At 61.9% G+C, this 18,854-nt stretch carries 20 protein-coding genes and 1 tRNA gene; 5 read left to right on the forward strand and 16 right to left on the reverse strand.

The window, feature by feature from the left end:
- Nucleotides 1-94: 94 nt before the first annotated feature.
- The 3 genes from galE to C1T17_RS07675 form a co-directional block, all read right to left on the reverse strand.
- Complete coding sequence (gene galE / locus C1T17_RS07665; RefSeq protein ID WP_104952940.1) at nt 95-1,099, reverse strand: UDP-glucose 4-epimerase GalE; 1,005 nt, start codon at nt 1,097-1,099, stop codon at nt 95-97.
- A 79-nt stretch (nt 1,100-1,178) separates the two neighbouring features.
- The gene (locus C1T17_RS07670) at nt 1,179-3,353 is read right to left on the reverse strand and encodes a 3-hydroxyacyl-CoA dehydrogenase NAD-binding domain-containing protein (protein ID WP_104952941.1); all 2,175 of its coding nucleotides are present in this window, start codon (nt 3,351-3,353) and stop codon (nt 1,179-1,181) included.
- 19 nt (nt 3,354-3,372) lie between these two features.
- Nucleotides 3,373-4,581: an acetyl-CoA C-acetyltransferase gene (locus C1T17_RS07675; protein ID WP_104955075.1), complete on the reverse strand. Its 1,209-nt coding sequence runs from the start codon at nt 4,579-4,581 to the stop codon at nt 3,373-3,375.
- A 269-nt stretch (nt 4,582-4,850) separates the two neighbouring features.
- Between C1T17_RS07675 and C1T17_RS07680 the strand changes: the two genes are divergently transcribed.
- Complete coding sequence (locus C1T17_RS07680) at nt 4,851-6,095, forward strand: cytochrome b/b6 domain-containing protein (RefSeq protein WP_104952942.1); 1,245 nt, start codon at nt 4,851-4,853, stop codon at nt 6,093-6,095.
- Here C1T17_RS07680 and C1T17_RS07685 read toward each other — a convergent pair.
- Both C1T17_RS07685 and C1T17_RS07690 read right to left on the reverse strand, forming a co-directional pair.
- Nucleotides 6,092-6,667: a nucleotidyltransferase family protein gene (locus tag C1T17_RS07685; RefSeq protein ID WP_104952943.1), complete on the reverse strand. Its 576-nt coding sequence runs from the start codon at nt 6,665-6,667 to the stop codon at nt 6,092-6,094. The two genes, C1T17_RS07680 and C1T17_RS07685, sit on opposite strands and share 4 nt — an antisense overlap.
- Nucleotides 6,668-6,671: 4 nt before the next feature.
- Nucleotides 6,672-7,610 (reverse strand): XdhC family protein, encoded by a 939-nt coding sequence (locus tag C1T17_RS07690; RefSeq protein WP_104952944.1) that lies wholly within the window; start codon nt 7,608-7,610, stop codon nt 6,672-6,674.
- Between the two features lie 120 nt (nt 7,611-7,730).
- On the opposite strand from C1T17_RS07690, the gene folE reads away from it, so the two are divergent.
- Nucleotides 7,731-8,345: a GTP cyclohydrolase I FolE gene (gene folE / locus C1T17_RS07695; RefSeq protein ID WP_104952945.1), complete on the forward strand. Its 615-nt coding sequence runs from the start codon at nt 7,731-7,733 to the stop codon at nt 8,343-8,345.
- Nucleotides 8,342-9,208 carry an SDR family oxidoreductase gene (locus C1T17_RS07700; protein WP_104952946.1) on the forward strand — a complete coding sequence of 289 codons (867 nt, stop codon included), beginning with the start codon at nt 8,342-8,344 and terminating at the stop codon, nt 9,206-9,208. The genes folE and C1T17_RS07700 overlap by 4 nt, the downstream gene beginning before the upstream one ends.
- A gap of 3 nt (nt 9,209-9,211) precedes the next feature.
- On the opposite strand, the gene C1T17_RS07705 is transcribed toward C1T17_RS07700, so the two are convergent.
- Nucleotides 9,212-9,997, reverse strand: coding sequence for a 3-hydroxybutyrate dehydrogenase (locus tag C1T17_RS07705; RefSeq protein WP_104952947.1), 786 nt, complete (start codon nt 9,995-9,997; stop codon nt 9,212-9,214).
- The gene (locus C1T17_RS07710; protein WP_104952948.1) at nt 9,994-11,181 is read right to left on the reverse strand and encodes a DUF3734 domain-containing protein; all 1,188 of its coding nucleotides are present in this window, start codon (nt 11,179-11,181) and stop codon (nt 9,994-9,996) included. Before C1T17_RS07710 ends, C1T17_RS07705 begins: the two co-directional genes overlap by 4 nt.
- A gap of 149 nt (nt 11,182-11,330) precedes the next feature.
- On the opposite strand from C1T17_RS07710, the gene C1T17_RS07715 reads away from it, so the two are divergent.
- Complete coding sequence (locus C1T17_RS07715; RefSeq protein ID WP_104952949.1) at nt 11,331-12,203, forward strand: neutral zinc metallopeptidase; 873 nt, start codon at nt 11,331-11,333, stop codon at nt 12,201-12,203.
- A gap of 28 nt (nt 12,204-12,231) precedes the next feature.
- Here the strand turns inward: C1T17_RS07715 and C1T17_RS07720 are convergent, their stop codons facing one another.
- The 9 genes from C1T17_RS07720 to C1T17_RS07760 form a co-directional block, all read right to left on the reverse strand.
- Nucleotides 12,232-12,795, reverse strand: coding sequence for an ATP-dependent Clp protease proteolytic subunit (locus C1T17_RS07720; RefSeq protein ID WP_104955076.1), 564 nt, complete (start codon nt 12,793-12,795; stop codon nt 12,232-12,234).
- Between the two features lie 67 nt (nt 12,796-12,862).
- On the reverse strand, nt 12,863-14,176 hold the full coding sequence (locus C1T17_RS07725; protein ID WP_104952950.1) for a M20/M25/M40 family metallo-hydrolase: 1,314 nt from the start codon (nt 14,174-14,176) through the stop codon (nt 12,863-12,865).
- 1 nt (nt 14,177) lies between these two features.
- Nucleotides 14,178-14,726, reverse strand: a complete 549-nt coding sequence (locus C1T17_RS07730; protein WP_104952951.1) for a glutathione peroxidase — start codon at nt 14,724-14,726, stop codon at nt 14,178-14,180.
- Nucleotides 14,727-14,882: 156 nt separating this feature from the next.
- A complete protein-coding gene (locus tag C1T17_RS07735) occupies nt 14,883-15,539 on the reverse strand; it encodes a trimeric intracellular cation channel family protein (protein ID WP_104952952.1) in 657 nt (218 codons plus the stop codon).
- 109 nt (nt 15,540-15,648) lie between these two features.
- Nucleotides 15,649-16,347, reverse strand: coding sequence for a 50S ribosomal protein L1 (gene rplA, locus C1T17_RS07740; protein ID WP_104952953.1), 699 nt, complete (start codon nt 16,345-16,347; stop codon nt 15,649-15,651).
- A 3-nt stretch (nt 16,348-16,350) separates the two neighbouring features.
- The gene (gene rplK / locus C1T17_RS07745; protein ID WP_104952954.1) at nt 16,351-16,782 is read right to left on the reverse strand and encodes a 50S ribosomal protein L11; all 432 of its coding nucleotides are present in this window, start codon (nt 16,780-16,782) and stop codon (nt 16,351-16,353) included.
- A gap of 117 nt (nt 16,783-16,899) precedes the next feature.
- On the reverse strand, nt 16,900-17,436 hold the full coding sequence (gene nusG, locus C1T17_RS07750; protein ID WP_104952955.1) for a transcription termination/antitermination protein NusG: 537 nt from the start codon (nt 17,434-17,436) through the stop codon (nt 16,900-16,902).
- Between the two features lie 52 nt (nt 17,437-17,488).
- Nucleotides 17,489-17,695 (reverse strand): preprotein translocase subunit SecE, encoded by a 207-nt coding sequence (gene secE / locus C1T17_RS07755; RefSeq protein WP_104952956.1) that lies wholly within the window; start codon nt 17,693-17,695, stop codon nt 17,489-17,491.
- A 156-nt stretch (nt 17,696-17,851) separates the two neighbouring features.
- Nucleotides 17,852-17,927: transfer RNA gene (locus C1T17_RS07760), tRNA-Trp, on the reverse strand.
- A 142-nt stretch (nt 17,928-18,069) separates the two neighbouring features.
- Here C1T17_RS07760 and aat point away from each other — a divergent pair.
- Nucleotides 18,070-18,777 (forward strand): leucyl/phenylalanyl-tRNA--protein transferase, encoded by a 708-nt coding sequence (gene aat, locus C1T17_RS07765; protein ID WP_104952957.1) that lies wholly within the window; start codon nt 18,070-18,072, stop codon nt 18,775-18,777.
- Nucleotides 18,778-18,854: the final 77 nt, after the last annotated feature.

Raw genomic sequence — 18,854 nt, forward strand, 5'->3', positions numbered from 1 at the left:
TAATCCGATCATACAGGATCAGATTACGCTCTGATCGTCTTTGTTTTCCGTATTTCCCGAGCCAGCAGATGATGCCATCTGCTTCGAAAATACTCTAGTTCCCCTGCATCTCCGTCAACTTGCGTTCCCATGCGAGTGCATGTGTCACGATCTGGTCGAGATCGGCATAGGCAGGCTTCCACGGGAAACGCGCTAAAATAGCGCGATTGTCGGAGATCAAAGCCGCCGGATCGCCAGGGCGGCGATCTTCGAACCGGCGGTCGATTTTTATGTTCGTCACGCGGTCCACCGCGTCCAGCACTTCCAGGACCGAGAACCCCCGGCCATAACCGCAATTGAGGCGATGGCTGGCCTTGGGATCATCGAGCAAAGCCTGCAAAGCCAGCACATGCGCTGCCGCCAGATCCGATACATGAATATAATCGCGAACTCCCGTGCCATCGGGCGTGTCGAAGTCCGTGCCGAACACGCCGACATGATCGCGCTTCCCTAAAGCCGCTTCGACCGCCACCTTGATGAGGTGCGTTGCACCAGCGGTCGATTGTCCCGTCCGCGCGCGCGGGTCCGCGCCTGCCACGTTGAAGTAACGCAACGCGCAATAGTTCATCGGATGCGCCGCCGCGATGTCAGCCAGCATCGCTTCGGTCATCAGCTTCGACATGCCATAGGGATTGATCGGCCGCTGCGGAGCGTCCTCCCGAACCGGGCTTTCTTCGGGCGTGCCGTAGGTCGCGGCAGTGGAAGAAAAGATGAAATGCGGCACTGAACAACGCACGGCGCTTTCGATCAGCGCACGGCTTTTCACCGTATTGTTGTGATAATATTTCAGCGGGTTGGAGACGGATTCTGGCACGACCACCGAACCGGCAAAGTGCATAATCGCGCCGACATTCTGGTCACGCAGCAATGCTTCGACCAGCGGCTGATCCTCGATATCGCCCTGTGTGAAATGCACGTCCTGGGGAACGGCCCAGCGAAATCCGGTCACCAGGTTGTCGATAACCGCTACCGGCCAACCAGCGTCGCGAAGCGCGAGGACAGCATGGCTACCGATGTAGCCGGCCCCGCCTGTCACCAAAACCGTGGGCTTATCCGTCATCTACACGCTCCTTGCCATGCCGCCGCCTAGGCAAGCGGACATGGCATGGCAAGTCTCATGCAATAGTTACCTACGTTAGTTATGCCGCTTTTTGAGCAGCCGCTGGATAGAAGGTCGCGCCGCTTGCAGCCATGTCGCGTAGCTGAGCGGTCGGTGCAAAACGCTGCCCATGAGCGGCCGTCAGGGCGTCCAGCGTTTCTACAACCTTCCTGATGCCGACCGTATCCATGTGGCTGAACGGGCCGCCGGTCCAGGGCGAAAAGCCCCAACCGAAGATCGCGCCAATATCGCCATCTTCCGGCGTCTCCAGCACGCCTTCCTCGAAGCAACGCGCGCATTCGATCAGCTGCCGGTAGAGCAGACGGGTGCGGACATCTTCGGATGCGGGCTGCACCGATGCCAGCGGGAATGTCTCGGACAGGCCCGGCCACAATGCCTTCTTGCCGCCTTCAGGATAGTCGTAATAGCCTTTACCGTTTTTGCGGCCCAAGCGATCCATCTCGACCATTTTCGTCATCACGTCGTCGGCGGCGCTGTGAACATAGGCGTCGCCTAGTTCCTTCTTCGCGGCAGACATGACCTTGTAGCCCAGTTCAATCGACACTTCGTCCGACACGGCAAGGGGGCCGACCGGCATACCCAGTTGCTTGCCGACATTCTCGATCAGCGGGGCGCCGACGCCCTCGGCCAGCAATTCCGCGCCTTCCTGCACATAGGTGCCAAAGCAGCGCGAGGTGTAGAAGCCCCGCGAGTCATTGACGACAATTGGCGTCTTCTTGATTTGCGCAACAAAATCCAGCGCCTTGGCAATGGCGTCCGGTCCAGTCTTCTCACCAACAATGATCTCGACCAGTGGCATCTTTTCGACCGGCGAGAAGAAGTGCACGCCGATGAAGTTTTCCGGCTTGCTCCACGCCTTTGCTAGAGCGCTGATCGGCAGCGTCGACGTGTTCGACCCGAAGATCGTATCCGCGCCAAGCACCGCTTCGACCTTTTTCGTGACCTCGGCCTTGATTGCCGTGTCCTCGAACACCGCCTCGATCACAAAGTCACAGCCGTCAAGCTGCGCGAAATCCGTGGTCGGGGTGATGCGCGCGAGTGTCGCTTCCAGCTTCTCTGGCGTCATGCCCTTGCCCAACCGCTTGGTCAGCACAGCGCGCGCATGGTCCTTGCCTTTCTCGGCATAGGCCTGATCGCGATCGAGCAGTACCACGTCGATGCCTGCCTGCGCAGAGACGGTCGCAACGCCAGCGCCCATCATGCCCGCGCCCAGCATCGCCAGCTTCCTGGTGGGCGACTTCGCGACATCCTCGGGACGCCGCGCGCCGCGCTCGGCCGCCTGCTTGTTGACGAATAGCGTACGGACCATGTTGCGCGCCTGCGGATCGGCAATCACTTTGGCGAAATATTTGCTCTCGACGCGAATCGCGCGGTCCATCGGCAGCGTCGCACCCTCGTACACTGCCGAGAGCAGCGCGATCGGCCCGTTGAGGTTCCGTTGCGTCTGCTTCATCGTCATCGCAGTCGCACCGATGAAGGTCTGTACGAAGGCAGGATTAAAGCCGCCAGCGCCCCCGGGAAAACGGTAACCTTTCTGATCCCATGGCTGAACACTGGCGGCCGGATTGGCCTTCAACCAGGTTTTGGCGGCCGACACCGTATTACCAGAGGCGACGAGTTCGTCCACTACCTTAAGGCCCAAAGCCTCCTGCGGGCGGAACAGCTTGCCCTGCAGCATGTACATCAGCGCGGTTTGCACGCCAGTGATGCGCGGCAAACGCTGACTGCCGCCGCCGCCGGGGAACAGGCCGACCAGAATCTCCGGCAGCCCAAGCTGCACCTTCGCGTCATCCGCGACGATGCGGCGATGGCAGGCGAGCGCCAGTTCGAAACCGCCCCCGACGCAGGTGCCCTCGATCGCACAAGCGATGGGCTTGCCGCAGGTTTCCAGGCGTCGGAACATGCCGTTCAGCACGAACACCTTGTCGAACAGAGCGGCCATGTCCGGCGCGCCACCATTGGCAGGCACCAGCATCGATTCCATGTTCTTGAGGTCCATGCCGCCCATGAAGCCGCTTGCCTTGCCCGAACAGATCACGGCACCCTTGATGGCGTCCTCTTGCCCGATGCGATCGATTGCGGAGGACAGGTCGGTTATGAAGTCAGGCCCGATGACGTTCATCGATTGGCCGGGAACGTCGATGGTGAGGGTAGCGATGCCGTCCGCATCGACGTCGAATTGAATAGTGGTCATCTTGAATGTCCCTCCGCTCTTACAGGCGTTCGATGATCGTGCCGGTGCCCATGCCCGCACCGATGCACAGGTTGACCAGCGCCGTGCCCTTGCCGGAGCGCTCCAGTTCATCGAGCGCGATGCCGAGAACCATTGCGCCGGTGGCGCCCAGCGGATGCCCCATGGCAATCGCGCCGCCATTCACGTTCACATTGGCGGGATCGAGGTCGAGCGCCTGCATGTAGCGCAGCACGACGCTCGCGAACGCTTCGTTCAACTCCCAAAGGTCGATGTCGCTCTTCGACATGCCTGCCTTCTTGAGCAGTTTCCCGGCTATAAATTCCGGGCCGGTGAGCATGATCGTTGGTTCCGAGCCGATGGAGGCCGTGGTCTTGATCCGCGCACGGGGTTTAAGGCCATATTTCTCGCCCATCGCCTTGCTGCCAATCAGGATCGCTGCCGCGCCGTCGCAAATCCCTGAGCTATTCCCCGCGTGATGGACGTGGTTGATCTTTTCCAGTTCGGGATACTTGAACAATGCCACGGCGTCGAAGCCCGGCATCTCCTCACCCAGACCCGCAAAGGCGGGCTTAAGCGATCCGAGCGACTGCATGTCGGCCTCGGGGCGCATATGCTCGTCATGGTCAAGCGCGACTTGGCCGATGACGTCCTTCACCGGAACGATGCTTTTGCCGAACCGGCCTTCTTTCCAGGCTTGCGCGGCACGCTTCTGGCTCTCGATGGCATAGGCATCGACGTCCGTGCGGGAAAAGCCGAATTTCGTGGCGATCAGGTCCGCGCCAATTCCCTGCGGCGCGAAGTACGTGTGCCAGGCGACTGCAGGATCGAATGCCCACGCGCCGCCGTCCGAACTCATCGGCACACGGCTCATATGCTCGACACCGCCGCCGATGGCGAAGTCGGCTTCGCCCGTGGCAACCTTGGCCGCGGCCATGTTGACGGCCTCAAGGCCCGATGCGCAGAAGCGATTGACCTGCACACCCGCCGTCGTCTCGGCATAATCAGCATTCAGCACTGCTACGCGGGCGATGTCCGCGCCTTGCTCTCCAACCGGCGTGACGCAGCCCAGGATGACATCATCCACATCTGCGGTGTCGATCTGGGTCCGGTCGCGCAAGGCTTGCAATGTCTGAGTTGCCAACTGCATCGGGGTTATTTCGTGCAACGACCCATCGGGCTTGCCGCGCCCGCGCGGGGTGCGGACGGCGTCATAAATATAGGCTTCCATCATGCGTCCTCTTCTATGGACTCGCCCGCGAAGGGGCGCCTTGATGCTGTAATGTGACCTTATGGGCATGAAGTGCAAGAGGACTTTACGTTCGCGTAAAGGGAAGGTTAGTCCCACTGATAACAGATAGCCGCGTGCCGTAGGGTCAATGCCACTCCACAGTCCTATAAATTTTTTCGGATCAATCCCGCAACGAACCGTTTCCATCTGTCCATTCGCGTCATCAACGCACATAAGTTAGGTATTGCCGCCGCGCCGGAGATCTCGTCATGCAGAAATACAGCCGTACCGCTATCATTCTGCATTGGGTGATAGCACTCGCGTTGGCTTTTCAGGTCTCCCTCGGCTGGTCACTTGATGCTTTAGGTTCGCGCGGCTTTGCGCTGTTTCAGCTTCACAAGTCGATCGGCATTTCTATCCTCGTGCTTACGTTGGCGCGCGTGTTCGTTCGCCTCACAAAGCCCCGTCCCGCGCCTGCCGGAGGAGGATGGGGTGGTGCGTTGGCCAAGATCGTGCACGTCGGGTTGTACGGCTTCATGATCCTTGCGCCGCTTACGGGTTGGGCGCTTGTTTCGACGGCAAAGGTGAAAATCCCGACCTTGATCTTCGGCACGATCCCGCTGCCGCATCTGCCCTTGCCGATCGCGGCCAACGATGTGGCGGACAGGGGGCATGGGCTGCTCGCGCTGATCGGCATGGCGTTGCTCGCGCTGCATGTAGCAGGGGCGCTCAGGCATCATCTGCTACTGCGAGATGGGCTGATCTGGCGCATGGTGCCGGGGCGATCCGTTGCTGTCATGCTGGCGCTGATCGCGCTGGTGCCCTTGGGCTTTGCTGCCGGAAAGCTCGTGGCGCGCGCCGGCCCCGCGTCCGCTGCTAACCCTGCTCCAAAAGAAAATGCGCAAGAAGCTCCGGTGAAGGCCGCAGCCGACAATGCCCTCGTGGTAACCGCGGCCTCGTCCGATGCAGATAATGCAAGCGTGGTGGAGAACGCGATCGCCACTGTTCCCGCTGCCGCTCCGCCGACATGGACCGTTCAGCCGGGCGGCAAGCTTGGGTTCACCGTAGGCAATAGCGGCTACAGCATCAACGGCGGTTTCTCTCGCTGGACGGCGGACATCATGATGGACCCTGACCGTCCGGAAACGGCCGACATCCGCGTTGAAGTCGATCTTGCCAGCGCCAGCGTCGGCGATCCGACACAGGATGCGATGCTGCCCGGCGATGAATTCTTCGGCGTCGCCGCACATCCGCGCGCCGTATTTACTGCGAAGGGCGCAACCGCCACGAGAGCGAACAGCTACACAGCGAAGGGCAAGCTGACCCTGAAGGGCGTAACCGCGCCGCAAAGCATCAAGTTCACCCTCAAGGGCACGGGCCTCAAGCGGCAAGTTTCGGGGAATGCGTCCATTGCACGCAAGACCTTCGACGTCGGCAATGGCGATAGCAGCGGCGGACTCGACTCCAGCGTCGCCCTCGATTTCAGCTTCGCCGCGACGGGCAAGCAGCCCTAACGCCGCAAGTCATCGGGCGTATCGACGTCATGCAGCAACGCGCTGCTGGTTTCGAGCAGCAGGCTCTGGCTGATAAGCGCCCGCGCGCCCTGATCGCCCTTTACTGCTTGCAGTTCCTCGAAATGCCGCCTTCCGAAAAACGCGGGCGGGGAGGGGGTGAACCCGTCCGTGCTACCCACAACCGAGCGGATATCCTCGGCCGCAAGACACAGGCGCATATAATGGCTCTGCGGCACGTTGGGCATGTCGGCAAGGCACATCAGCAGGCCGTTGCACCGCAGTTCGGAGACATAGGCCGCCGCTCGCACGATGCTGCCCGACAGTCCTTCCTCCGGATTGTCGTTGACGATCAGTGTGTAGCCCCGCCGCTCCAGCTTGCGGTGGATGATGGGCGCGAGTTCCCGCCTGCGCACGACCGCGATGTGATATTTGAACGGCAGCGATGCTACGGCCTCCAGCGCATGCACGATCAGCGGCTTGCCGCCATGATCGGCCATCAGCTTGTCTTCTTCGCCAAACCGCGTGCTGTTTCCGGCCGCCAGCAATACGGCGGCTACCTGTTCGGGGCGCATGGAGTCAGGCGGCTTCCATCATGCGGGCTTCGACCCGGTTGAATGTCTGGATCATGCCCGCCGCGATGGAGAGCGCGATCTCATTCGGGCCAAGCGCGCCTATGTCGATGCCTGCAGGACCATCGATCCGGTCCAGGTCGGTAGCGGAAAAGCCCTCCGCCGCGAGGCGCTCGCGCCGCGCCGCGTGGCTCTTGCGCGATCCCAGCGCCGCGATGTAGCCGGTCGATGCTCGTAGTGCGGCACTTAGTGCGGGGTCATCGATCTTCGGATCGTGGCTCAGCGTCACCACCGCCGTTGCAGGATCGGGGCGGAGTGCCGCGACGGCCTCGTCGGGCCAGCGGTCGTCCAGCACAGCTTCGGGAAAGCGTTCGCGCGTCAGGAAACGCCCGCGCGGGTCCACGATCGTCACGTCTATACCAAGCTCACGGGCGAGGCCGCTGAGACCTTGCGCGATCTGCACCGCGCCGATGATGATGAGCCGCCGCGGCGGGCGGTAGCGATTGACGAACCACCCCGACATTTCGCCCGCCACGCTCCTGCCGCTCTGCGTATCGGTGGAGATCGCCAGCGTCTCGCCGCGTTCGCGCGCTGCTGCAACCTCGTCGAACAAGGTGGGATCGAAGCCGTCCTTCGCCACCGGCTGCACCAGAACTGCGATCTCGCCCCCACAAGGGAGGCCCGCTTCCCACGCGTCGCCGTCACTGACGCCAAAATTATGTAGTTCCGACCTTCCGGACGCGATCACGCTTTCCGCGCTCGCCAGAATCGCGTTCTCCACGCATCCCCCCGAAACCGATCCTTCAAAGCGCCCATCCTCATGCACCAACATATGCGATCCACGCGGGCGGGGGGCCGAACCCCAGGTCTGGACAACGGTTGCTATGGCCATTCGCGCGGGCATCCATGCCTGCGCTTTGGTTATTATACTGCTGATATCGTCCATGGCGGGGACACTGCCATTGCTTTTTTACCCTGTCCAGCCATCCCCCACGCTTAGGTGTTGCACTGGCAATCGGCGGCGGGCATCGCCATATTCGTTTCGCAATCAATCGAGGGAAGAGGCGTGAGCACTGAGCATGATGATGGCGGAGCGGAGCTGGTCCGCCCGAAGAAGGCCGAAGTACCCGAAAACGTTCAGGAAGCTATTCGCACCTTGATCCGCTGGTCGGGCGATGATCCGGAGCGTGAGGGCCTGATCGAGACGCCGCAACGCGTCGCGCGCGCTTGGAAGGAATATTGCGAGGGGTATAAGGACGATCCGGCCTATCATCTCAGCCGCATCTTCCACGAAGTCGGCGGCTATGACGAGATCGTGCTGCTCAAGGACATTCCGTTCCAGTCGCATTGCGAGCACCATATGGCGCCGATCGTGGGGAAGGCGCATATCGCCTATCTGCCCGACCAGTGGGTCGTCGGCATCTCGAAGCTCGCGCGCGTGCTGAACGCTTTTTCCCGCCGCCTTCAGGTGCAGGAACGCATGACGGCGGAGATCGCAGACTGCATTTGGGATAATCTGAAGCCATTGGGCGTTGCCGTCGTTATCGAGGGAAGTCATGGTTGTATGTCGGGTCGGGGCGTGCGCACGCATGGCGTGTCGATGACCACCAGCCGCATGATGGGCGTGTTCCGCGATGACGAGAAGAGCCGCAAGGAAGTCCTCAAACTGATGGGCGTATGAGCGAAATTGACGAAGGCACCGACGGCGTGGAAACGGTAGCTTTTCGCTCGCTGTCCCGGCCAGCGGACGATGCGGCGGTGCGTGAGGCCACGGGGCCGCTGCCTTTGTCGGCCAAGCGCCTTGCTCTCGTCACTGGCGGCCATCGGCGGCTTGGCGGGGCGATCAGCAAGATGCTGGCGGAGGCAGGCTATGCGCTGGCGATCCACGGCAGCCATGATGTCCGGCTGGATTCGGCGCTGGCGCTTGCTCTTGAGGCCCACGCCACTGAATGGGAAGGCTTCGTCGCCGATTTCGCGGACCCCGAAGCCGCCGAGGAGCTGGTCGCCAATGTCGCGGCGAAGTTCGGAAGGCCGCCCGATCTGCTGGTGAACAGCGCCGCGATCTTCGGGCAGGACCGTCTGGAGAATGTGTCGGCGGACGATCTGGCACGGCATTATGCGGTGAATTGCGCCGCCCCGGTTCTGCTGACGAAGGCGTTCGCCACGGTGCCTGCCGGGCAAACCGACCGCTGCATCGTCAACATCCTGGATCAGCGGATCGACCATCCGCATGGGGATCAGCTTGCCTACACCCTGTCCAAGATGGCGCTGGCGGGGTTGACGCAATTAAGCGCGCGGGAACTCGCCCCCCGGATACGCGTCAATGCCGTCGCGCCGGGCCTTACCATAGCGACACCCGATTATACCGATGAACAGATGGAGCAACTGGCGGGGGTCATGCCGCTGGCACGCCTTCCGCAAGCGACTCAGATCGCCGAAGCCGTCGCCTATCTTGCATCAGCCACAGCGATAACGGGGCAAGTGCTGTATATCGACGGCGGCGCCCATATGCAGAGCTACCGCCGCGACTTCATGCACCTTTAGCGACTACTGCGCCGTCCAGCCGCCATCCACGGACAGGTTCGCACCCGTGATCTGGCTGGCCGCATCGCCACACAGGAACAGGGCGATGGCCGCCACTTGTTCAGGCGTCACGAACTCCTTCGTGGGCTGGCCCGCCAGCAGCACGTCGTTGATGACCTGCTCCCGCGTCATGTTGCGCGCTTTCATCGTGTCGGGGATTTGACCCTCTACCAGCGGCGTCCAGACGTAGCCCGGACTGATGCAGTTGGCGGTGACGCCGAAGGTCGCCACTTCCAGCGCGACGGTCTTGGTGAAACCCGCAAGGCCGTGCTTGGCGGTGACATAGGCCGACTTGAATGGCGAGGCCGCTTTGGAATGGGCCGAGGCCGTCTGAATGATCCGGCCCCATTTCTTACCCTTCATATAAGGCACGGCGAGCCGCGTGGTATGGAACGCCGCGTTCAGATTGAGCGCGATGATGAGATCCCATTTATCGAGGGGGAATTCCTCGACCGGGGCGACATGCTGCATACCCGCATTGTTGATGAGGATATCCACTCCGCCGAAGGTGCTGGCCGCTTCCGCCATCATCGCCTCGATCTGATCGACCTTCGTAAGGTCATGGCCGCTATACAGCGCCTTCGCCCCACTAGCCGCCTCCAGCGCGACGCGCTCCTTCTCGATCGCGTCCTTGTCGCCAAAGCCGTTGATGACGATGTTCGCGCCCTCCGCCGCCAGCGTCTTCGCATAGGCAAGGCCGATGCCCGATGTCGAGCCGGTGATAAGTGCTGCCTTGCCTTTGAGTGTCATGCCGGTGTCTCCTTGGGAACTAATCTGTCGAGATCGAAGGCGGCGCTCACCCCATCCAGGATGTTGCTCGCGATCAGGTCGCCCTTGTGCATCACGCCGTCCACCGCATCGCGGCCCTGGCCCCAGTGGTCGAGCATGGTCGCGCGCGAAAATTCGAAGTCGCGCGCGCCGCTTTCCCATGCGCGGCTGCGATAGATGAGATGGACGATGTTGACCGATCCATCGTCCAGCAGCGCCCGCACGCGCTGGACCTCCGGATCGTCGCACATTTCGGCGGGCAGGTGATTGAGCACCGCGCGGATCGCCTTATGCTCGCGGCGGAGGCGCAGATACTGGTCCGTGACCTGACGCGTGCGGCTGGAATACTGAATGTCCTTCTGCCGCGACCAGACGTCGGTCATCTGTTGCGGCATCGGCCCTTCCGCAGGGAACAGGTCCACCTGGAACACCAGCATGTCGCCGCACTGGTTTTCAAGGACATGGGTAAGCGGCGTATTCGATACCAGCCCGCCGTCCCAGTAATAGCGGCCCTCGATCTCTATCGGGGGCAGACCGGGCGGCAATGCGCCGGACGCCATGATATGCCGCGCATCGATCCGCGCATTAGACCGGCTCACGCCATCCGGGCCGCGATTGTCCCAGTAGGCGAAGTTGCCGCTTTCGACATCGACAGCGCCGACGGAAATCCGCACGGGTCCGTCATTCAGCAGATCCCAGTCGATCAGCGAATCGAGCGTCGCGACCAGCGGCGTCGAGTCATAATAGCTGATTGCGCCCGCCGTCCCCTTGGGCATAAATGCCGACGGGATCATGTGCGGCCGGAAGAAGCCGGGCACGCCGAACATCGCTACGGACCCCGCCGCGGCCAGATGCGCCGCCTCGCGGATATGATCGTTATCGGGCAGCCACAGGTTCGGCATGCCGCCGCTCACCTGATCCCAGAATTGCTTCAGCCGCTCCATTCGCCGCGCAGGCGGATTGCCCGCGATGATCGCGGCGTTTACCGCGCCGATGGAAATGCCCGCGACCCAATCCACTTCGATCGCCAGCTCGTCCAGCTTTTCATAAACGCCTGCCTGAAACGATCCGAGCGCGCCGCCGCCCTGCAGCAGCAACGCGACATGCTCCGGCAGGGGCAGGGGAGGCGCCGTTCGGCGGGGGTGAGTCGTGTGAGAGTGTTTCATGCTGCAATGCAATACATCAAAACGGCGACGGGTTGCATCGTTCCTTCGTTACAAAGATTTCATCTTCATGGACCTGTGGGCATGCTCGACCGTTTCCAAGGGGCATAGTTTGCCCTACCCTTGGCAACATGCGATCATAGGGGACGATCATGCGGCTCGACGATGAAAACGAAAGCAGCCACTACGAGGTGCAGCGCGGCGGCGGAGGCGGCAGCTTTGGCGGTGGCGGACTTGGCATCATCGGCATGCTGCTCGGCAGCCGTTTCGGGCTGGGCGGCATTGCGATCCTCGTGATCGGCGCGCTCATCATGGGCATCAACCCACTGAGTCTGCTAGGCGGCGGAGGTGGAGGCGGGCCGCAGGTGCAGACAGAGCAGCCCGGCACGCAGGAACTGACCCCGGTGCAGCGCACCTCGCTCAAGGTACTGGGATCGACCGAGCGCCGCTGGTCGGAGATATTCAGCGCCGAAGGGCAGCAATATCCTCCGCCGACGCTGGTGTTCTACAGCCAGAACGGCATGTCGGGCTGTGGTGCGGCGCAATCGGCCATGGGGCCGTTCTACTGCCCGACCGATCAGAAGGTCTATCTAGACACCGATTTCTTCAACGAGATGGAAACGCGCTTCAACGCCCCCGGCGATTTCCCCATCGGCTACATCATCGCGCATGAAGTCGGCCATCATGTCCAGACGATCACCGGCATCTCCGACAAGGTGCGTGCGGGCCAGAAGAGCGGATCGGAGGCGCAGGGCAACGCGCTTCAGGTGGCGATGGAATTGCAGGCCGATTGCTATGCCGGTGTCTGGGCCAACCGCGACAAGAACCTGATGGAGGCGGGCGACCTTGAAGAGGGCTTGCGCGCTGCGCAGGCCATCGGTGACGACACGTTGCAGAAGGCGGCGGGCCGGCGACCTGTTCCAGAAAGCTTCACGCATGGCACCGCTGCGCAACGAATGGAATGGTTGCGCAAGGGCCTCAGCACCGGCGACCCGGCGCAGTGCGATACGTTCAAGGGCGTGTAGAGGCGTGAAGGTCTGAGGGCTCGCGCCCTCAGATCACGTCGAGCACGAGGCCCAGATCGCGCGCATCCTCCGCGTCGATATACCAGTTTTCCGGAGCCTTGTGATGCACTTCGTCGAAGGTGATGCTGCTCCCCCCGATAAGAGCGCGGAAGCCTTCTTCCTCGATATTGATGCTATGCTCTATCTCGTTGAGCGTCGCCTTCAGCGTCGCCACGCACATTCGCAGCGGCCCGGAAAGGTTGATCGTCTTCGTGATCTGCCGCTCATGGATCATGATCCGCGTGCCGCGCGTCAGGAAACGCTTGTCCCGCGCGAAATAGCTCATAAACGTGGCCCCGGCGGAATAGACTGCCGCCTGGCCCAGGAACAGAAGCTCCCGGCCTTCGCGTTCCTGCATGATCCGCACATCGTCGCCCATCGCCCGCGCCACTTCGGGGTCGCCGCCCATGGTGGTGAGCGAGATGACGAGCGGCCCCTGCTTGGGCGCATTGATGAGCGCCTGCCGGAAAAAGCCGTACATATTGTAGTCGACGGGACCGGCGAGTCCGATATTCGGGCTTGTCAGCAGCGGGTAGAGGGTGGAATTTGCCATGGGCAGCGTAACGGCGCACATCGAAGAGCGTTCCACACATGCAACAAACGCATTTGCGATTGCGGCGTTATTTCTTCCCCGCTTCTCCGGCCAGCCGCGACATCAGTATCGCGGCGCGCTTGGCCTGACGTTTAATGCTGGCCAAATCGACTGTTTCCCCCGGCGCATGATCGCCCTGGCTGCTGGGGCCGAGTCCGACCAACCCATCGGTGTCCGCCGCAACGAAGGCGATATCGCCCGCGCCACGCTTCAGCGGATCGAGCTCGGGCATCTTCGCCAGTTTGAGGTCCGTATTGATGACGTTCAACTTCGCCAGCAATGCGCGATTGCCCGACGTCGGCGCCATCGGCGGATAGCCTTGATCGAACAGGATCGTCGCGCCGGTGCCGGGCGCGTGCGCCGCGACGATGGTATTCATCTTCGCGACGACGCGATCGGTCTGTTCCTGGCTCAACGTCCGAAAGTCGCCGCGCGCGATGGCAATGGACGGGATGATATTCGTCTTGCCCGTCGCCGCGATCCGCACGCCGCCTGCGTCCAGGTCGGCACTCTGCCCGCCACCGATCAGCCCCACGTTGAACGTCAGATTGGGTTCGGGCAATTCCTTGCGAAACGTTGCTACGATCCGCGCCAGCTCATAGATCGCGCCATCCCCGGCACTGGCTGAGAATATGCCCGAGCTATGCCCCGATTTGCCCCTCGTCGTCACTGTCCAGCTATTGGAGGACCGCCGCGCGATCGATCCCATGTCGGCGCCGTTCTCGACAGCCAGTCCTTCGAACTCCAGCGCAACGTCAGCCCGCTTGCCCGCCGCGATCAGGTCGCCGCGCGCAATGTCGATGGGGTCGCCCGTATCTTCCTCGTCCCCGGTCAGGACGACTTCGATATTCGCGTCCTTCAGCGTGCCCGCCGCCTGCATCGCGCGCAGAGCCGCCAGCATAACGACCATCCCGCCTTTGTCGTCGCCCGCGCCCGGACCCTGCGCCTTGTCGCCCTCGCGCACGAATTTCTGAAAGGGCGAATCCGGCTCGAACACCGTGTCGAGGTGCCCGATCAGCAGCATCTTCGTCGTGCCGGACTTCCCCCAGTGCGTCGCGATGATGTGCCCGGCGCGCTTAGTTTGCGCCATCGGCTTCCAGACGACGGTAAAGCCCAGCGCCTCCAGTTCCGGCCGCACCATTGCGCCAACCGCCTCGACACCTGCAAGGTTCAGCGAACCGCTGTTCTGGTTCACCAGCTTTTCCAGGAGCGCGACCGACCGGTCATGGTCCGCATCGACCGCTGCGATCATCTTCTGCTCAGCGGGGGAAAGCGCCGCCTGCGCCGGTATCGCCAGCATCAGGCCGACGGCGGCAACAGTGGATCGCAGTGCAGCCTGCATCCTACTTGGCCAACTCCGCTTCGATGGCCGCCACCAGCTCGGCATCGTCGGGCGCAGTAGTCGGCGCGAAACGGGCGGCCACATTGCCATCGCGGCCGATCAGAAATTTCTCGAAGTTCCACAGCAACTCCGGCTCCGGATTGGGCGTCATGCCATATCCGCGCAGCTTTTCGCGAAAGCCCTTGCCATCGCCCTTGGCAACGGGCGCGGCCTCCGTCAGCGCGGCGAACAGCGGATGCTTGTCCGGCCCCGTCACCGTCACCTTGGAGAACATCGGGAAATCGACGCCGAAATTCGTCGTGCAGAAACTCGCGATTTCCTCATTCGTGCCGGGCTCCTGCGCGCCGAAGTCGTTCGCTGGAAAGCCGGTGACGACCAGACCCTGATCCTTGTACTGCGAATAGAGCTTTTCCAGCCCCTCATATTGCGGCGTCAGCCCGCACTTCGATGCGACGTTGACGACCAGCACGACATTACCTGCATAATCGGCCAGGCTGGCATCGTCGTTGAGGATGGTCTTGAGCGGAATTTCTTGAATCGCGGTGGCCATGATCGCACTCCTGATGTTTCGCGCGAAAGCTAGAGAGGCAAGCGTGGCGGTGCAAGCGCAGAGGTAGAGGCAAGTTACGCTTCAAGCTAACGCCACTGATAAGCTCGATCGCGGCGTGGTGCTTTACTCCTTCGCTGGAAGGCCTTCGACGCCCTTCTATCCCCGTCGATAGCCGGGTAAGGCCAATCCGTTGACGATCGCTGTCGCCCGCAGCACAAACCCGGCGACGGCGGCGATGACACTAGCCACTGGCACTGGCACGCCTAGCGCCGCCAACATCACGAACAGTCCTGATGCCAACGCTGCGGCGGTGACGTAGATTTCGGGGCGCAACAGGATCGATGGTTCGCCCGCTAGGAGGTCGCGGATGATGCCGCCGACGCAGCCGGTCACCACACCCATGATCGCGGCGACAAACGGCGGAATGCCGAACGAGATCGCCTTTGCCGCGCCGAATACCGCAAATGCTGCGAGGCCCACAGCGTCGAGCCAATCCAACGCGCGCCCTCGGCCGTCATTGCCGTGCCACCAACTTGTCGGCGTGAGCCACACGAGAAGCGCTGCGATCCCGCAAGCTATAGCGGGCACGGGATCGTGCACCCAGAATACGGGCGCTCCGATCAGCAGGTCGCGCACCGTGCCGCCGCCGACGCCTGTCACCAGTGCGAAGAAGGCGAATGTCACAAGCGTCTGTTGCAACCGTGCGGCTGCCAGCGCGCCGGACGCCGCAAATAGCGCCGTGCCGATGATGCCGAGCCACTGGAGCACCGGAGCGATCTGCGGAGCGATTGTGGGGAGGAGGGGGGCGGTCATAGCTCGGCGATAGCATTGCGGCGTGCCGAAGTCTGCATGGACGCCAGACACAAAAAGACCCCGCTCTCACTCAGGAGAACAGGGTCTTGTTTGTTCAGTGATTGTCAGATCAGGCCGAAGCGACTTCCGACACGTCAACCTTCACGCCCGGACCCATCGAGGACGACAGGGCGATCTTGCGGACGTACTTGCCCTTCGAACCGGTTGGCTTGGCCTTCACGATCGCATCGACGAACGCGTCGAAGTTCTTGCGCAGGTCGTCCTGGCTGAAGCTCGCCTTGCCCAGACCAGCGTGGATGATGCCGGCCTTTTCAACGCGGAATTCGATCTGGCCGCCCTTGGCTGCCTTCACGGCTTCCGCGACGTTCGGGGTCACGGTGCCAAGCTTCGGGTTCGGCATCAGGCCCTTTGGACCCAGAACCTTACCCAAGCGGCCGACGAGGCCCATCATGTCCGGCGTCGCGATCACGCGCTGGAAGTCGATGTTGCCAGCCTGGATGCTGTCGAGCAGATCTTCCGCACCCACGATGTCGGCGCCAGCGGCGGTCGCCGCTTCAGCCTTGTCGCCACGGGCGAACACGGCGACGCGAACGGTCTTGCCGGTGCCAGCGGGCAGGGTGACAACACCACGGACCATTTGGTCGGCGTGACGGGGATCGACGCCCAGGTTGATCGCGACTTCGACGGATTCGTCGAACTTGGCGGTCGCGTGCGTCTTTATCAGTGCCAGCGCGTCATCAACGCCGTGCAGCTTGTTGCGATCGACGGCGGTGGCCAGAGCCTTTGCCTTCTTGGTCAGCTTTGCCATGTCTTAGCCCTCCACCACTTCGAGGCCCATTGCGCGGGCGCTGCCTTCGATGATCTTCGTCGCGGCTTCGATGTCGTTCGCGTTGAGATCGGCCATCTTCGCCTGCGCGATTTCGCTCAGCTGCGAGCGCTTGATCTTTCCGGCAACTACCTTGCCCGGCTCTTTCGAACCCGACTTCAGGCCAGCGGCCTTCTTGATCAGGAACGTCGCGGGCGGCGTTTTGGTCTTGAAGGTGAAGCTGCGGTCGGCGAACACGGTGATGACGGTGGGGAGGGGCGTGCCCTTTTCCACGTCGCCGGTCTGTGCGTTGAACGCCTTGCAGAATTCCATGATGTTCACGCCGCGCTGACCCAGAGCAGGGCCGATCGGCGGGGACGGGTTGGCGGCGCCCGCAGGCACCTGGAGCTTGATATAGCCCGTAATCTTTTTAGCCATGTGTACTCACTCTGTTGCTGAACGGGGCAGATGCACCGTCCGGTTCAAGTTTAGCGGTCAGACAGCCAATCCGAGGATCAGCCTCCCGCGTCTTATTCCCGGTCTCCCGGAAATTTCTTACTTCGACAGTTCGACCTGCTCGAAGTCCAGTTCCACGGGCGTCGCACGGCCGAAGATCGACACGGACACCTTCACGCGGCTCTTTTCGAAATCTAGTTCCTCGACCACGCCGTTGAAGCTGGCGAAGGGACCGTCCAGAACCTTGACGCTGTCGCCGATCTCGTAATTGACCGTGACGCGGGTCTTAGGATTGGCGGCGGCCTCTTCCTTGGTATTCAGGATGCGTGCGGCTTCGGCTTCGCTGATAGCCTGCGGCTTACCCATGGAGCCAAGGAAGCCGGTGACCTTGGGCGTGTTCTTGACGAGGTGATAGACGTCGTCGTTCATCGCAAGCTTCGCAAGGACGTAGCCGGGGAAGAACTTCCGTTCCGACTGCACTTTCTTGCCGCGACGGACTTCGGTGACGGTCTCGACCGGAACCTCGACCGATTCGACAAGCTGGGACAGGCCCAGGCGTTCGGCGTCGGCCACGATCGAGTCGCGGACCTTGTTCTCGAAGCCTGAATAGGCATGGATGATGTACCAACGCGCCATGAACTTACCGAAACTCCCGCCTGTACCGTCTGTCTGTTGCTTCCCGTGACGCTCAGCGCTGGCCTGCGGCCATTGCAAGCAGCCACTTCACCACTGCACCGAAAACGCTGTCGATGCTGAAGAAGAACAGGCCAAGGATCGACGTCATGATCACGACCATAACGGTCGTCATCATCGTTTCCCGACTCGTGGGCCATACAATCTTCGACGCTTCCGCGCGCACCTGATTGACGAATTCCGCTGGGGACGTCTTGGCCATGAGAGTTACTCAACCCGTTCAAAAACAACACAAACCGCGAAGCAATACACCGCCCTCCGGGCCTTGCCTCTGTAGGGCACCCCGGATGCGGTCACTGCTCCGCGACCAAATTTTCTTCGCGTTCCATAGACTTGTACCCGTTGGGGTGCAAGCCAATGGCAGGAGCGGAGGGACTCGAACCCACGGCATTCGGTTTTGGAGACCGACGCTCTACCAACTGAGCTACGCTCCTGTGCCGGCGAAGACGGGCGCTTTAGCTTGGGCGAGGCGTCAGGGCAAGGGCTTTGCCGCAAGTTCTGTCCGGCGGCGGATGCGATCGGTAGAACCGCGTAACCGGTTGGCGCGGGCGCCAAAGCATCGTAGCGTTGCGGGCAATGACGATCGACCCCGTTCTGCTGCTTCAGGCTTACGCCATCGGCGTGTTTCCGATGTCCGACGACCGCGACGCAGAGGATATCTATTGGGTGGAACCCAAAAAGCGGGCGATACTTCCGTTGGACGGCTTCAATCTGTCGCGCTCGCTGGCGCGGACGATCCGGCGAGACCGCTTCACCGTGCGGGCAAACAGCGATTTTGCCGCTGTCGTAGCGCTCTGTGCCGAAGCCGCGCCTGACCGGCCGTCGACATGGATCAACCATAGTATCGAAACGGCCTATCTGGAACTGCATCGGCTAGGTTTTGCGCATTGCGTGGAGTGCTGGGAAGGCGACGCGCTGGTTGGCGGACTTTATGGCGTATCTCTTGGGAGGGCATTCTTTGGCGAGAGCATGTTCTCGCGGCGGACCGATGCGTCGAAAGTGGCGCTTGCGTGGCTGGTCGCGCGACTGCGGGTCGGCGGATTTTCGCTACTCGATTGCCAGTTCCTGACCGATCATTTGCGCTCGCTCGGGGCAGTGGAAATACGGCAGGCGGCGTATCTGAAGTTGCTGACGGCAGCGGTGGACGGTGTCCCGCTGGGACGCGGGCGGGCTGCGCTGGATAGCGGAGCAGGACAATATGCCGAGGCTGCATTCGGCGCTTTGGTGGAGCGTGAAGCTGGCGTGACAGGGCGGGACGTCGCGGCTCTACTAAGCCAAGTGTAAGCCTCATCTGCGAGATCCACATTCATTCGATCTGGCTGAAGATTAACAGCGCGCAAATTAGGGTGAGCAGATCAGTG

The sequence above is a fragment of the Sphingobium sp. SCG-1 genome, from assembly GCF_002953135.1.
Classification (GTDB): Bacteria; Pseudomonadota; Alphaproteobacteria; order Sphingomonadales; family Sphingomonadaceae; genus Sphingobium.